Annotated in this window: 12 protein-coding genes; 9 read left to right on the top strand and 3 right to left on the bottom strand. The window is 62.4% G+C overall.

Annotated elements, in window-relative coordinates:
- The first annotated feature begins 285 nt into the window (after positions 1-285).
- The 9 genes from HX812_RS12900 to HX812_RS12940 all read left to right on the top strand — a co-directional run bounded on the left by HX812_RS12900 (position 286) and on the right by HX812_RS12940 (position 11,754).
- Positions 286-819 (top strand): fimbrial protein, encoded by a 534-nt coding sequence (locus tag HX812_RS12900; protein ID WP_033897128.1) that lies wholly within the window; start codon positions 286-288, stop codon positions 817-819.
- Positions 820-965: 146 nt separating this feature from the next.
- Positions 966-3,344 (top strand): fimbria/pilus outer membrane usher protein, encoded by a 2,379-nt coding sequence (locus HX812_RS12905; RefSeq protein ID WP_038843409.1) that lies wholly within the window; start codon positions 966-968, stop codon positions 3,342-3,344.
- Positions 3,345-3,377: 33 nt separating this feature from the next.
- Positions 3,378-4,103 (top strand): molecular chaperone, encoded by a 726-nt coding sequence (locus HX812_RS12910; RefSeq protein ID WP_038843411.1) that lies wholly within the window; start codon positions 3,378-3,380, stop codon positions 4,101-4,103.
- On the top strand, positions 4,100-5,116 hold the full coding sequence (locus tag HX812_RS12915) for a fimbrial protein (protein WP_038843413.1): 1,017 nt from the start codon (positions 4,100-4,102) through the stop codon (positions 5,114-5,116). Before HX812_RS12910 ends, HX812_RS12915 begins: the two co-directional genes overlap by 4 nt.
- A 111-nt stretch (positions 5,117-5,227) precedes the next feature.
- Complete coding sequence (locus HX812_RS12920) at positions 5,228-6,049, top strand: EAL domain-containing protein (protein WP_050572380.1); 822 nt, start codon at positions 5,228-5,230, stop codon at positions 6,047-6,049.
- Positions 6,050-6,184: 135 nt separating this feature from the next.
- On the top strand, positions 6,185-6,826 hold the full coding sequence (locus HX812_RS12925) for a response regulator transcription factor (RefSeq protein ID WP_038843414.1): 642 nt from the start codon (positions 6,185-6,187) through the stop codon (positions 6,824-6,826).
- Positions 6,827-10,117, top strand: coding sequence for a transporter substrate-binding domain-containing protein (locus HX812_RS12930; protein WP_038843416.1), 3,291 nt, complete (start codon positions 6,827-6,829; stop codon positions 10,115-10,117). It begins immediately after the preceding gene.
- 111 nt (positions 10,118-10,228) lie between these two features.
- A complete protein-coding gene (locus HX812_RS12935) occupies positions 10,229-11,437 on the top strand; it encodes an EAL domain-containing protein (RefSeq protein WP_038843417.1) in 1,209 nt (402 codons plus the stop codon).
- Positions 11,434-11,754, top strand: coding sequence for a hypothetical protein (locus HX812_RS12940; RefSeq protein WP_050572381.1), 321 nt, complete (start codon positions 11,434-11,436; stop codon positions 11,752-11,754). Before HX812_RS12935 ends, HX812_RS12940 begins: the two co-directional genes overlap by 4 nt.
- Here HX812_RS12940 and HX812_RS12945 read toward each other — a convergent pair.
- Genes HX812_RS12945 through HX812_RS12955 form a run of 3 tightly spaced genes read right to left on the bottom strand, consistent with a single transcriptional unit; the run spans position 11,751 to position 14,523 of the window.
- Complete coding sequence (locus tag HX812_RS12945) at positions 11,751-12,515, bottom strand: ABC transporter ATP-binding protein (protein ID WP_038843419.1); 765 nt, start codon at positions 12,513-12,515, stop codon at positions 11,751-11,753. The two genes, HX812_RS12940 and HX812_RS12945, sit on opposite strands and share 4 nt — an antisense overlap.
- Positions 12,512-13,516, bottom strand: coding sequence for an iron ABC transporter permease (locus tag HX812_RS12950; RefSeq protein WP_033901824.1), 1,005 nt, complete (start codon positions 13,514-13,516; stop codon positions 12,512-12,514). Before HX812_RS12950 ends, HX812_RS12945 begins: the two co-directional genes overlap by 4 nt.
- Positions 13,513-14,523 (bottom strand): ABC transporter substrate-binding protein, encoded by a 1,011-nt coding sequence (locus HX812_RS12955; protein WP_038843421.1) that lies wholly within the window; start codon positions 14,521-14,523, stop codon positions 13,513-13,515. The genes HX812_RS12950 and HX812_RS12955 overlap by 4 nt, the downstream gene beginning before the upstream one ends.
- Between the last annotated feature and the right edge of the window lie 67 nt (positions 14,524-14,590).

Below are 14,590 nucleotides of genomic sequence, written 5' to 3' on the forward strand. Positions count from 1 at the left end.
ATCTGAAGGAATATTCGCCGGGAAAATTCCTACAGTTTGCGGGGAAGGAACTTACATTTCCAACTAAGGCCGGCGCTCATGATTCCTCCCGCCATAGAGATGTTTGAACTTCTTCAATAACCAGGTTGTTAGCGACGCTTTAACTGAAAGAACAGCCAAAACACTTGACGTGTTTTAACGGATGCGCGCTGTTCTTCGGGATGGGGATTTAGATAAGTGTCGGTAGTGTCTGTTTGGGAAGTCGGGTTTCTGGGCCTAACCATAATTAACCCTAGAGTTGAACTCATGAAAAAGATTGTCGCTGTTACCGCCGCTGCTGTTGCCATGGGCCTTGCTTCCTTCGCCAACGCGGCCACGCCGGCGAGCGGTAACCCAGGCACCGTGCGTTTTATCGGTGAGATCGTTTCGGGCGCCTGCGGCATCGACGCCAATTCCCTGGACCAGACCGTGTCCCTGGGCCAAGTGCCGTCGAACCAGTTCCGCGCCGTCGGTGATCGCTCCACGCCGACCAAGTTCGACATCATCCTGACCGACTGCGACACCTCCACCCAGCAGAACGCGCGCTTCACCTTCAGCGGCGTGCAAGACCCAGCGGTGCCGGGCCTGTTCGCCACCACCGGCCTGGCCCAGAACGTCGGTATCCGCCTGCAGGCCAGCGCTGGCGAGATGCTCGACAACGGTAAGGAACAAGTTGCACCGGTGGTATTGCAGAACGGCAACAACACCGTGACCTTCGCCGCCATGTACGAAGCCACCGCCGCCACCGTGACCACCGGTGAAGCGGACAGCGTTGCCAACTTCACCGTGGCTTACAACTGATAGTGCTGTATCGGTTGTGATGAAAAAGGGGCGCGAGCCCCTTTTTTCTTGCCTGTTGCCTGGTTGATAAAAGGGTTGTTTCCGTGGGCTGTCGCAAACTTTTCGTGTCTTGCGTATTACTTTCCTGCGCGCGTTATTCCTTCGCGGTGGAGTTTAATTCGGAGTTCTTGAATATCGACTCTGACGATCACGTCAGTCTCGGGCAGTTCACCCAAGCGCACTACACGGTGCCCGGCAGTTATGTGGTGGATATCGTGGTCAACCAACGTTATTTCGGAACACGCTCTATTGAATTCAACAATGGCGGTTCGGCGCAGGACAGTTATGCCTGCTTGCCCGAAGCGCTGGTGGCGACCTTCGGTCTAAAGCCCGACCTGTTCGAAAGCCTGCCGCGCCTTGCCGATGGCCAGTGCGTGGACCTCACCGCGATCACCAACGCCTCGATCAACTACGCGCAGAACCTGGGCCGGCTGGTGATCAGCCTGCCCCAGGCGTCGTTCGAATATGACGACCCCAACTACATTCCGCCCGCCGCCTGGAGCGACGGGCTGGACGGTGCGCTGCTGGATTACCGGGTGATCGCCAACCAGCGCCAGTCCACCACCAGCGGCAACTCCACGGTATTGCAGAGCTACGGCACCGCCGGTTTGAACATCGATGCCTGGCGCCTGCGGGCCGACTACCAGGCCCAGCAAGACAGCGGCAGCCAGGGCGGGCGCGGCAATGAGCAGGCGTTCCAGCTCAACCGCCTGTACGCCTACCGCGCGCTGCCGTCGATTCGCTCGAAACTCTCGGTGGGTGAGGATTACCTCAACTCCGACGTGTTCGACACCTTCGCCCTGCGCGGGGTGAGCCTGAGCAGCGATGACCGCATGCTGCCGCCCAATCTGCGCGGCTATGCGCCGTTGATCAGCGGCCTGGCGCGCACCAATGCCAGGGTGACCGTGGCCCAGCAGGGCCGTGTGTTGTATTCCACCACGGTGACGCCAGGCGCGTTCAGCATCCAGGACCTCAACAGCAGTGTGCAGGGCACGCTGGATGTGACCGTGCATGAAGAAGACGGCACCGAGCAGACCTTTACCGTGACCACGGCAGCGGTGCCGTTCCTGTCCCGCGAAGGCGAGTTGCGCTACAAAGTGTCGGCGGGCCAACCGCGCTTGACCGGCAAGGGCGGCACCGAACCGGGTTTCGTGGCGTCCGAACTGGCCTATGGCCTGTCCCAGGACTGGACACTCTACGGCGGTGTGCTGGCAGCCAGCGGCTATCTCTCCCATGCCGTGGGCCTGGGCAAGGACCTCGGCGTGTTCGGCGCGATTTCCGCCGACGTCACCACCTCCAGGGCCACGCTGCGCAACAGCGCCGAGACCGTGGTGGGCAACTCCTACCGCATCAACTATTCCAAGCACTTCGATGCGATTGGCGCGGATCTGCGCTTCCTCGGCTACCGGTTTTCCGACCGCACCTTCACCAACTTCTCACAGTTTGTCGGGGATCCGGATGCCTATTCGCTGAATGCCGGTAAGCAGCGCTATTCAGTGATGCTGGCCAAGCGCTTTGCGTGGCTGTCCACCAGCCTGTCGTTTGACCATTCCACTTACTGGGACGCCGCGCCCTCGGACCGTTTCGGCCTGTCGCTGGCGCGCAGTTTTGCCGTGGGCAACGTGAAGAACATCAACGTCAACCTGTCGGCGTTCCAGACCCGCAACGCGCAGAGCCGTGACACGCAGCTGTACCTGGGCGTGAGTGTACCGCTGGGGGGCAATTCGATGATGTCCGCGACGGTGCAGCGCGCCAGCCCCGGCGCGACGTCGACCAGTGTCGGCTACAGCCACGACGATGGCGAAGGCATGAACTACCAGGTGTACGGCGGCATGGGCGACAACCAATACGTGAATGCCTACGTCGGCAAGCGTGCGTCCACGTACCGAGCGAATGCCTCGGCCACCACCGATGGCAGTACGTACCGCTCGCTGACCGGCGAGTTCGACAGCTCGTTGGTGGTGACCCGCTACGGCGTCACGGCCCATGGCAATGGCTCCAATGGCGATACGCGGTTGCTGGTGTCCACCGACGGCGTGCCGGACGTGGCCTTCACCGGCCAGGCGCGCTCCAACCGCGACGGCTACACAGTGATGGATGGGCTGCCGGCGTTCCAGGCCTATGAGGCGCGGGTGAACATCGAAAAGCTGCCGCTCAAGACCGAAGTGTCCAACCCGATCCAGCGCCTGGCGTTGACCGAGGGCGCCATCGGCTACGTCAACTTCGCTGCCGCCCAGGGCTACAACGCCTATGTCGAACTGACCCAGGCCAACGGCCAGGTGGTGCCGTTCGGGGCGTCGGTGCAGGACAAACACACCCACAAGGAAGTCGGCATCGTCGGGGAGGCGGGCATCACGTATTTGCTCGGCGCCAAGGCCGGGGCCGAGCTGGTGGCGCGCTGGGACGACAGCCATGTCTGCGCATTGGCGGTGCTGCCGCCGGAAGACGTCGTGACCAATATCCCGACACCCGTGCGGTGTTTGTGACCCCCCTCATCCGTTTACTTGGAGTGTTCCCTGATGTCTCGATTGATGTTCAACCGTATCGCGCGCCTGGCCGTGCTGTGTGTGCCTTTATTGGCCAACGCGGCCGTGGTGCCGGACCGCACCCGCGTGATTTTCGAAGAGAGCGCCACTTCGGTGAGTGTCACGGTCAGCAACAAGAACCTGCAACTGCCGTTTGTGGTGCAGTCCTGGATCGAGGACGAGCAGGGCAAGAAAATCACCACGCCGTTCATGGTGCTGCCGCCGCTGCAACGTATCGAGCCGAATGAGAGCAGCGTGCTGCGCATTGTGAAGTTGCCCCAGACCACGTTGCCCACGGACCGTGAATCGGTGTTCTACCTCAACATCCGCGAGATCCCGCCCAAGAGCGAGGCGGTCAATGCGATGCAGATTGCCTTGCAGTCGAAGATCAAATTGTTCTACCGCCCGGCCTCGGTGAAGCGCGAGCGCGGCGCCGACATGGCCGAGGGGCTGAGCCTGGTGATCGACCCGGCGGCCAAGCAATTGCAAGTGAGCAACCCGACGCCGTTCCATATCACCGTGGTCGGCCTGCTGGTGGGCCCGCAGAAAACCAAGATGCCGGTGGAGACGGTGATGATCGCGCCCCATGCCAGCGCACGTTTGCCGTTGGCCAGCCTGGGGTTCAGCGAGTTGCGGGTGTCGAACATGAATGATTTCGGCGGGCAGACCGACACGCTGTTCACCTGCACCGCCACCGCGTGCCAGGCCGTGAAGCCATGAGCGGTTGGGGCCCGAGGCTGTGCCTGGCAGCGTTGTTGCTGGTGTTTTCCCAGGCGTCATGGGCGCTGTTGTGCAAGTCGGAGAATGACGGCAATTACCTGAGCGAATACATCGGCCCGGTGTCGGTGCCAGACACCGTGCCAGACGGCACGATCATTTGGCGCTCGAAGACCCATGTGGTGCCGGCCAAATGCTTCAAGTTGCACGATCAGCATTTTGCTGAAGACGACCCGATTTACTTCTATGGCAACCCTGCCGGCCTCAACGCCACGGCCTGGGGCATCGAGTTTGGTTTGGTCTACCGCCAGGTCACCGCCTGGGATGGCGACTGGAGTTCCAACCCGACCCAAGGCGTTAACACCGGGTTTGTTTCCCGTGGCTGCCCTGGCGCGACCAACAATGCCGAGATGCTGCCGTGTTCCCTGGCCAACCCGAGCATTGCCTTCCAGGTGGTGATCCGCAAACGCGGGTTGCTACCGCTGCAACGGCCGTCCCAGGACACCTATGACGTGTTCCAGTTTGACGGCCTGTATGGCCTCAACGGCGGGCCGAGTAATCCGAATGGCAACTTCCGTTTCCAGCTCAACGGTTTGCAGAACATCGTCGGCACCGCGTGCACGGTTGACGTCACCGTGACCCCGGAACCGGGCATTGTGGATTTCGGCGTGATCCAGAAAACCACCACCGGCTTCTCGCCGCCCAACCCCACCCAGCCGTTCAGCCTGGCCCTGGAGAAAAAGTGCAGCACCGCCCTGAATATCGGCGCCACGCTGGTGACGGCCAATCAGCAGGGGCTTTACAACGTGTTGCCGAAGGCGGACAGCCAGTTCGGCATCCAGGTGCGCGACGCGCATAACAATCTGGTGCCGATCAACGAGCCGTTCCCCCTGGCGGTGTTCGCGGCCAGTGTCAGCCATATCGACGTGCCCTTCAGCGCCTCCGTCGTGGCGTTGGGCGACCCGCAGGTGGGACCGTTCGAAGCGGTGATGGTGGTGCAGGTGATTTATTACTGAGGGTTTTGTGTCGGAATTTTCCTACATGATGGTCGGATAGAAGCTACGACCTGTGTCCATCTCGCTCGCCACTATGTCGGCTCTCGATTCGATTGAGTGATGGGGTAGACGATGACCTTTCCACCCGGACAGGTGCAGGAAAAACAGGCGGGGGAGCGTGGCCTTCTACCCACCGAAGACGAGGTGCGCCGGGGCCTGGCCCTGGGGGAGTTTCGTGCCTGGTTCCAACCGCAACTGCACTTGCACAGCCAGGCGGTCACCGGGGTGGAAGCCTTGGTGCGCTGGGAACATCCCGCCCACGGGGTATTGCTGCCGGCCGATTTTCTGGGGGCGGTGCTGGCCTATGATTTGATCGACCAGATGTTCACGCAATTGCTGGAGCAGGGCCTGGGGTTGCTGGGGATTCTGCGTCACCAGGGCGTGAGCCTGACGCTGGCGTTCAACCTGCATGCCTCGCAACTGGCCAGCCCTGCGTTGGTCGAGCACATCCGGCAGGCCCTGGAACGTCATCGCTTCAAGGGTTCGACACTCACCTTCGAACTGGCGGAAAACGGCGTACTGGTGTGTGCGCCACAGACCCGCGAGAACCTGCTGCGCCTCAAACTGCTGGGTTGCGGTTTGTCACTGGACGATTTCGGCCTGGGGTTTTCCTCGCTCAAGTCGCTGTGCCAACTGCCGTTCAACCAGATCAAGCTGCATGGCAAGTTCGTGCAGCGCCTGGACCGTTTGCGCAATCGCTCGATGGTGCTGGGGACTCGCGCGCTGGTGCGTTCGTTGGACATGACGCTGGTCATCGAAGGTGTCAGCAGCCCACGGGTGTGCGCGGGGTTGCTGGAACTGGGCTGCGACGTTGGCCAGGGTTATCACCTGGCGCGGCCCATGACGGGACGCGACTTGTTGCACTGGCTGGAGCAGGCGGTGATCGCGCCGTGAAAACTTCCCACCACGGCGCGGTAATTCTTAGGATATTTCCTACAATTGAGCGATGCTCATGGGTTTTCGGCGGGTGCTTTTGCTGGATGAGGCTTCAGGGCTTCCATGGCGTTGGCACGCTCTTACGTCGGTTGTATGACAGAGGTCTGTAAGCATAAAGCGATAGTCGTGGACGATCACCCGTTCATTCGCTCTTCCGTCAAGATGTTGCTCAACCAGGAACACTTTGAAGTGGTGGCCGAGGCGGACAACGGTGCCGACGCGGTGCAACTGGTGCGCGAGCATGTGCCGGACCTGGTGGTGCTGGACATCACCATGCCCAAGTTGGACGGGCTTGAAGTGATTTCGCGGATCAGTGGCCTGGGCGTGCCCACCAAAGTGCTGGTGCTGACGTCCCAGTCGGCGCTGTTCTATTCGATGCGCTGCATGAAGGCCGGTGCGGCCGGGTTCATCTCCAAGACCAATGGCCTGGACGAACTGGTCAAGGCGATCAAGGCGGTGATGGGCGGCTATACCTTCTTTCCCAACCTGGCCACCAGTTCGGTGAGGCGCAGTGATGCCGATGCGACGGACCTGGAGTTGATCCAGAGCTTGTCCGATCGCGAACTGACGATTTTGCAGCAACTGGCCCAGGGCCTGAGCAACAAGGAAATCGGTGACTCGATGCTGCTCAGCAACAAGACCGTGAGTACTTACAAGACGCGACTGATCGAAAAACTCAAGGTGAAGTCCGTGGTGTACCTGGCCGATTTCGCCAAGCGCAACAGCCTGATCTAGATGAAGCGACTTCTCGGAACCTGCCTGGCCAGCCTGCTGTTGTTGGCCATGCTGACGGCTGCGCCGGTGGCGATGGCCGCCGCTGAATCCCTGCATCTGCTCGGGCGTTCGACGGTGGAAGATTACTCGGTCGGCCTCGACGAGCCCGACTGGAACTGGCTGCGCCACAAACGCACGCTGGTACTGGGTGCGTCGGCCCCGGACTACTCGCCGTTCGGCATGACCGGCAATGGCGACGATTACCAGGGCATCACCGCAGACTACGCGCAACTGATCGCGCAGTTGCTGCACATGCAGGTCGATGTGCGCCGCTACAGTTCGCGCGCCGAGGTGATTGCCGCGCTGAAAAGCGGCGAGATCGACATGCTCGGCACGGCCAACGGATTTGAAGCCGCTGACCCCGAGTTGGCCCTGTCCCAGGAGTATGCCAATGACCAGCCAGTACTGGTCACGCGGATCGGCGACAGCCAGAATCTGCCGCCGGACCTGGCGGGCAAGCACGTGGCGATGCTCTATCACTACCTGCCGCCGGATACGGTCAAGGCGTTTTACCCCGAGGCGACCGTGCAACTGTTTCCGTCGACCTTGAGTGCGATCGGCGCAGTTGCGTTCGGCCAGGCCGATGTCTACCTGGGCGACTCCATCAGTTCCAACTACCTGATAAACAAGAACTACCTGAACAACGTCCAGCTCAGCGACTTCTCGCAGATGGAAGTGCAGCCGTTCGCCTTTGCCGTCAGCCGCAGCAACGAGCGCTTGCTGCGCATCCTCAACACGGCGCTCACGACGATCCCAGCGGCGGAGCGTATGACCATCCTGCGTCGCTGGAGTGCCGGGGGCGCGAGCATGCCGGGTCGGCAGACGTTGCACTTCAGCAACAGTGAACAGCGCTGGATGGAGCAGCATCCACGGGTGACGGTGGCGATCAATGAAAACTTCCTGCCGCTGACGTTTGTCGATGAAGACGGCAACTTCCGTGGCATCAGCGCCGATGTGCTGGCCAAGGTCAGCCTGCGCACCGGCCTGCAATTCGATTTGCAGCGGGCCGAGTCGGTGCAGGACCTGATCGACCAGGTCACTAGCGGCAAGGCCGATATGCTGGCCGCCTTTACACCCAGTGCCGAGCGTGAAAATGCCTTGCGCTTCACGCGGCCGTACCTGACCAACCCGTTTGTGCTGGTCACGCCCACCGGTGATGACAAGCCCCAGACCCTCGACCAGATGGCCGGCAAGCGCCTGGCCCTGGTCCAGGGCAATGTGATGCGCGAATACCTGGTGGAACAGTTTCCCCAGGTGCAATTGGTGCCCGCGCAGAACGCCGTCGACGCCATGGCCATGGTGGCGAAGGGCGAAGTGGATGGCGCGATCAATTCCCTGATCAGTGCGCGCTACATGATCTCCCGGCAGTACCGCAATCGCTTGCAGGTCACCAGCACCGTAGGGACGATGCCGGCGCGGATCGCCTTGGCGACCAATCGCGGCGCGCTGGAGTTGTATTCGATCCTCGATAAGGCGCTGCTTAGCATTACCCCCGAGGAAATGGACGAGCTGACCAACCGCTGGCGCAACGAGGTGGTCATCGACGACAGCTATTGGCTGCGCAATCGCAGCGCAATTCTCCAGGGCTTTGCCATCGCGGCGGTATTGCTGGCACTGGCCTTGGGTTGGATCGGCTATTTGCGCTGGCTGATCGGCAAGCGGCGCGAGGCTGAGCGGGCGTTGAGCGAAGAACTCAGCGAACGCCAGCGGCTGGTGCAGGAACTCCAAGTCGCCAAGGATGATGCCGACGCCGCCAACCGGGCGAAGACCACGTTCCTGGCGACCATGAGCCATGAGATCCGCACGCCGATGAATGCGGTGATCGGCATGCTCGAACTGGCGATGAAAAAAGCCGACAAGGGTGTGCTCGACCGTTCGGCCATCGAGGTCGCTTCCGGCGCGGCGCGGGGCCTGCTCGACCTGATTGGCGATATTCTCGATATTGCGCGCATTGAATCCGGCCGGCTGTCGCTGGCGCCGGAGCGGGCCAACCTGCGCGAACTGATCGAGTCGGTGGCGCGGGTGTTCGATGGTCTCGCCCGGCAGAAACAACTGCGCTTACAGCTGGACCTGGAGGCACAGGTCAGTACCGAGGTGCTGATCGACCCGCAGCGTTTCAAGCAGGTGTTGTCCAACCTGCTGAGCAACGCGATCAAGTTTACCGATGCCGGCCAGGTACGCCTGGTCGCCAGGGCGCACGTCTTGCCGGGGCAGGAACGCCTGGCCCTGTGCTTGCGCGTGGAGGACAGTGGGCGCGGTATCTCCGAGCAAGACCAGCAACGCCTGTTCAGCCCGTTTACCCAGGCAGACAACCATGGCCAGGCGCCCCGTGGCGGCTCGGGGCTGGGGTTGGTGATCAGCCGCACCCTGTGCGAAATGATGGGCGGCACCCTGACCCTGGACAGCACGTTGGGGCAGGGCACGCAGATTGAAGTGCGCTTGGACGCATCGATCCTGGAACCCTGCGCCCCGGTGGTCGAGGCCGAGCCTCAGGTGGCTGGCGAGGCCCTGAATATCCTGGTGATCGACGACTATCCGGCGAACCGGTTGTTGTTGTCGGAGCAACTGGGTTACCTGGGCCACCGGGTCACCGATGCCGAAGACGGTGCCCACGGCCTGCGGGCTTGGCGCAACGAGTTGTTCGATGTGGTCATCACCGACTGCAATATGCCGATCATGAATGGCTACGCACTGGCGCGGGCGATTCGCGCCGAAGAGGCCGCGCGCGGCTTGCATCGCGGCCTGGTGCTGGGCTTTACCGCCAATGCCTTGGCCGAAGAAAAAGTGCGCTGCGTCGAGGCCGGCATGGACGACTGCCTGTTCAAGCCCATCAGCCTCAAGGACCTGGGCGCGCGCCTGGCGCAAGTCAAACCCCAGGCGCTGGTTCAACCCGATGAGCCGACCAGCGCACCGCCACTGGAAAACCTCGACCTCAGCAGCCTGGAGCAACTGGCCCGTGGCGACCAGGCATCGGTCAAGCGCCTGCTGGGCGACCTGGCCGTGAGCAATGACGGCGACATGGCCAAGCTCATGCGGTTGTTTACCCAACATGATGTCCAAGGGCTCGCCGATCTGGCACACCGGATCAAGGGCGGCGCGCGGATTATCAGTGCCGCCGGTTTGATCAGTGCCTGCGAGGCGCTGGAGGCGGCGGCCCAAGGGCTGGATACGGCGGCGCTGACGGCGGCCGTGGATACCTTGCAGCAGTCGATGGAGCACCTGGCGGAACAGTTGGAGGATTACCTGGCGTGAGGCTGGGGGTGTTCTTGGGAAATTTCCTACAAGCGTAGAGACGTTTCCTAGGTCTATGCAGGCCAAGTCGCGAAACAATGAGGCACTTCTTTACAGACGAGTCCCGCCCTCATGACCCTTGCGCTACGTGTCCTGGTACTGGAAGACCATGCTTTCCAGCGCTCCGTTGCCGTCAAAATGCTTGAACACCTGGGCTGTGCCACGGTGTTCGAAGCTGCGGACGGTGCCCAGGCCCTGGCCCTGCTGGACCGCGAAGGCGCGGTGGACATCGCCCTGTGTGACTTGCAGATGGAAGGCATGGACGGGGTCGAGTTCATCCAGCGGGTCGGCGCCAGCGGGCAGGTAGGGTCGATCATCGTCAGCAGCTCGTTGTCGCCCGACTTGCGCCGTGCGGTGCGCCAGATCATCGCGTTGCTGGGGCTGGAGTTCCTCGGGGATGTGGAGAAACCCTTGCAGGCGGGGGCTCTGGAGGCACTGCTAAAAAAGCAGTTGCATGCCCGGCCTATCGCAGCCTGCCCACCGGATGACACACCGGCGTGCGCCACCGAAGCCCAGATGCGCCGGGCGCTGGACGATCAGCAATTGCAGGCATATTACCAACCCAAGTTCGACCTGCGCAGTGGCGCAGTGTGCGGCGTTGAAGTGTTGGCACGCTGGCGGCACCCCACCCGGGGCATCGTTTCACCCGCCGTCTTTTTGCCGGCGCTGGAGCGCTACGGTTTGCTGGATGAGGGCCTGTACCTGCAGATGAACCAGGCCTTGGCGGTGCACGAACAGGCCAGGTGCCAGGGCAGCCTGTTGAATATGGCGTTCAACCTGAGCGCCAGCCAGTTGGCCCATCGCGACCTGGTTGGCAACATCAAGCAGATCCTGCAGGTTCACGGTGTGTCGGGTAGCCATGTCACCTTCGAAATCACCGAAAGCGGTTTGCTCGAAACCCCGAATATCAGCCTGGAAAGCCTGGTGCGCCTGCGGATGATGGGCTGTCGCTTGTCGATCGATGACTTCGGCGCCGGGTTTTCCTCAATGCAGCGCCTGTGCCAGTTGCCCTTCAATGAAATCAAGCTGGATGCGGAGTTTGTGCGCAACCTCAAGCATGAGCCGCGCTGCCTGGCGGTCATCGGCAGCACGTTGGCCTTGGGGGAGGCGTTGGACATGTCAGTGGTGATCGAAGGCATCGAAACGGCCGAGCAACACCGCGCATTGCTGGCGCTGGGCTGCACCCTCGGCCAAGGCTATTGGCACGCACGGCCCATGAGCGGTAGCGATCTGCTGGGTTGGTTGCATCACGCGGCTGCGGCCGTCGGGAGCCGGTCATGATCAACAAGGGCTTGCGCGTGATGATTGCCGACACCCAGCACGACCGGCGCCTGCGCCTGGAGCGTGACTTCAACCACCAGGGCTATTACGCCATTGCGCCAGTGTCGAGCCTGGACGAGCTGACGACCTTGCTCGGCTGCGGCGACCGTGCGTTTGACCTGGTGCTGATCAACGCCAACCTCGGCCTTGAGGTCGGCTTCAATCTCAAGGCGTTTTGCCAGGACCATCCACTGATCCGCCAGGCGCTGATCTACCAAGTACCCGAGTTGTTCGTGACCTTGTCACGTCACACCCAGCGTTCGCCTCAAGAGGCTTAGTTCGGGCGTAAACGCAGTATCTGTGCGCCATCGAACGGGTCAGTCAGGTAGTGTGCCTGTACGCCAAACGTCTCTTGCAAACGCTGCGGCGTCAGCACGTCCAGTGGTTTACCCAGTGCCACCAACCGCCCGTGATCCAGTACCGCCAGCCGATCGCAGGTCAGCGCCTGGTTCAGGTCATGCAGGGCGATCAAGGTGGTGACGGGCAACCCTTGCACACCCTTCAAAATGCCCAGCTGATGCTGGATATCCAGGTGATTGGTCGGCTCATCCAGCAACAGGATCTGCGGCCGTTGCGCCAACGCACGGGCGATGTGCACGCGCTGGCGCTCACCGCCCGAGAGGCTGCGCCAGGCGCGATGGCTCAGGTGGGTGGCGTCGACGTCGTGCAGGGCCTGGTTGACGATGGCGTCGTCCTCCGATGACCACGGGCTCAGCGCCGACAACCACGGTGTGCGGCCCAGCGCCACGGCGTCGAACACGCGGATGGCGTCGTCGGTGTCGGCCTGCTGTTCCACCACCGCCAGTTGTTGCGCGATGGCGCGGCGCGACAGCTTGCCCAGGCGCTGGCCGCCCAGCAGCACTTCGCCGGACGCTGGGGTGCGCAGCCCGGCGAGCAACTTGAGCAAGGTGGATTTGCCGGAGCCGTTCGGCCCGACAATCCCCAGGGTTTCGCCCGGCTGCACGTCCAGATGAATGTCGCTCAGCAACTGCGCCTCGCGCACTTTGAAACCCAATCCTGTGCAGCTCAGCACGGTCATCGCGCATTCCTCCGACCAATGAGGATCAGCGCAAACACCGGCGCACCGACCAGCGCTGTGACCACGCCGACCGGAATCACCTGGCCTTTGATCAAGGTGCGCGACAGCACATCCGCCGCAATCAAGAACAACGCGCCGCCCAACGCACTGGCCGGCAGTAAGCGCGAGTGCCCGGTGCCGAGCAGCAGGCGCACGGCGTGGGGAATCACCAGCCCCACAAAGCCGATAGAGCCGACAATCGACACCATCACCGCCGTCACCAAGGCCGCGCAGCCCACCAGCACGAACTGCACGCGGCGCACCGGAATGCCGAGGGACGCCGCCGAGTCGCTGCCGAAGGTAAACGCATCCAGGGCGCGACGGTGCCACAGGCACACCGCCAAGCCTGCAACCGCCACCGGAACCGCCAGCCACACCGAAGGCCAGCGCACGCCACTGAGGTTACCGAGCAACCAGAACATGATGCCGCGCGCCTGTTCGGAACTGGCGGATTTGGTGATCAGGAACGCGGTGAGCGCATTGAACAGCTGCGACCCGGCAATGCCCGCCAGGATGATCTGGCCGGTGCCGCTGGCCGAACCGCTGGCGCGCGCGAGCAGGATCACCAGCGCAAACGCGGCCATGGCGCCGACAAACGCGCCCGCCGACAACGAGATCAAACCGCCGCCCACACCCATCAACGCCACCAGCACCGCGCCGGTCGAGGCGCCGGCGCTGATGCCCAACAGGTACGGATCGGCCAGCGGGTTGCGCAGCAGCGATTGCAATATCACGCCGCAGGTCGCCAGCCCAGCACCACACGCGGCGGCGACCAGGGTGCGGGTGAGGCGGTAGTTCCACACCACGCCTTCGTCGATGGGGTCGAGCACATAACCGGCCGCCCACAGTTTGTTGGCGAGGACCTGGAGTACCACCTGCGGCGAGATGGCGGTTTCGCCGATGGCCACGCCCGCGAGCACGGCGGCCAGGAGCAGGGCCAGGGCGAGTAGGGTTCGGATCATTTGGACAGGTCGTAGCCGTCGATGGCCGTGGCCAGTTGTTCAAGGCCGTCGAACGTGCGTATGCTGGCCTGCAGCGCCAGCGCGTCGAGGATGATGATGCGGTTGTTTTTCACCGCGTCCATGTTGCGGGTGACCGGGTCGCTGCGCAGGAAGGCGAGTTTCTTTTCATGGTCGTCGGCGGGGTAGCGGCGACGGTCCATGCGCGCGATCACCAGCACGGTCGGGTTGGCCTTGGCGAGGGTTTCCCAGCCGACGGCGGGCCACTCTTCGTCCGACTGCACGACGTTATGCAAACCGAGGGTTTCCAGCATGAATTCAGGAATGCCCTTGTGGCCCGCCACATAGGGGTCGCTGGCCATCTCGGAACTGGAGAACCACACCAAGGCGCTAGCCTGCTTGAGACCTTTGCTTTGCACGGTGGCGACGGATTTGGCCAGGCGCGCCTTGAGTTCGTCGTTCAACTGTTGGCCGCGCGCCTGCACGTCGAAGATCTCGGCGAGTTGGCTGATGCTTTTATAGATCGTCTCTATGCGGAACGGCTCCAGCCGCGTGCCGTCGGCGCCTACCAGGTTGTCCTTGCCTTCGCAGTCGGAGGGCAGCAGGTAGGTGGGAATCTTCAGTTCATGGAATTGCTCGCGGGTGCCGACCACGCCTTGCGGCCCGACTACCCATTCCAGTTCGGCGGCCACCAGCTGCGGGCGCTTTGCGATCACCGCTTCGAAGCTAGGTTCGTTGTTGGCCAGGCGCTCGATGCTGTCGTTCTGCGCTTTGTATTGCGCCAGCACGCTGTTGAACCACAGCGAAGTGCCGACCACTTTGTCGCCCACGCCCAGGGCGTAGAGCATTTCGGTGGCGGCCTGGCCGATGGTCACGCTGCGGGCCGGGGCTTGCTGGAAGGTTAGGGTGCTGCCGCAGTTTTCCACGGTCAACGGGTAGTGGGTGGGCACGGCTTGGGCCAGGGCACAGAACCCCAGGCCGGTAAGCAGGGCGGTAACGCGTGGCAACATGGGGCTATCTCCGAGTGAAGCGTGCGTGCCGTTCGGAAATACACCCTTGAACGCTGCGAGAGAGGCA

Source organism: Pseudomonas sp. IPO3749 (genome assembly GCF_013386605.1).
In the GTDB taxonomy this organism is placed as follows: domain Bacteria; phylum Pseudomonadota; class Gammaproteobacteria; order Pseudomonadales; family Pseudomonadaceae; genus Aquipseudomonas; species Aquipseudomonas azotoformans_A.

What these genes read in the sequence shown, in the direction of transcription:
- HX812_RS12940 (WP_050572381.1), top strand. Translation starts at nt 11,434, where the DNA reads ATGATCAACAAGGGCTTGCGCGTGATGATTGCCGACACCCAGCACGAC.
- HX812_RS12910 (WP_038843411.1), top strand. Translation starts at nt 3,378, where the DNA reads ATGTCTCGATTGATGTTCAACCGTATCGCGCGCCTGGCCGTGCTGTGT.
- HX812_RS12930 (WP_038843416.1), top strand. Translation starts at nt 6,827, where the DNA reads ATGAAGCGACTTCTCGGAACCTGCCTGGCCAGCCTGCTGTTGTTGGCC.
- HX812_RS12950 (WP_033901824.1), bottom strand. Translation starts at nt 13,516, where the DNA reads ATGATCCGAACCCTACTCGCCCTGGCCCTGCTCCTGGCCGCCGTGCTC.
- HX812_RS12945 (WP_038843419.1), bottom strand. Translation starts at nt 12,515, where the DNA reads ATGACCGTGCTGAGCTGCACAGGATTGGGTTTCAAAGTGCGCGAGGCG.
- HX812_RS12925 (WP_038843414.1), top strand. Translation starts at nt 6,185, where the DNA reads ATGACAGAGGTCTGTAAGCATAAAGCGATAGTCGTGGACGATCACCCG.
- HX812_RS12935 (WP_038843417.1), top strand. Translation starts at nt 10,229, where the DNA reads ATGACCCTTGCGCTACGTGTCCTGGTACTGGAAGACCATGCTTTCCAG.
- HX812_RS12900 (WP_033897128.1), top strand. Translation starts at nt 286, where the DNA reads ATGAAAAAGATTGTCGCTGTTACCGCCGCTGCTGTTGCCATGGGCCTT.
- HX812_RS12920 (WP_050572380.1), top strand. Translation starts at nt 5,228, where the DNA reads ATGACCTTTCCACCCGGACAGGTGCAGGAAAAACAGGCGGGGGAGCGT.
- HX812_RS12955 (WP_038843421.1), bottom strand. Translation starts at nt 14,523, where the DNA reads ATGTTGCCACGCGTTACCGCCCTGCTTACCGGCCTGGGGTTCTGTGCC.
- HX812_RS12915 (WP_038843413.1), top strand. Translation starts at nt 4,100, where the DNA reads ATGAGCGGTTGGGGCCCGAGGCTGTGCCTGGCAGCGTTGTTGCTGGTG.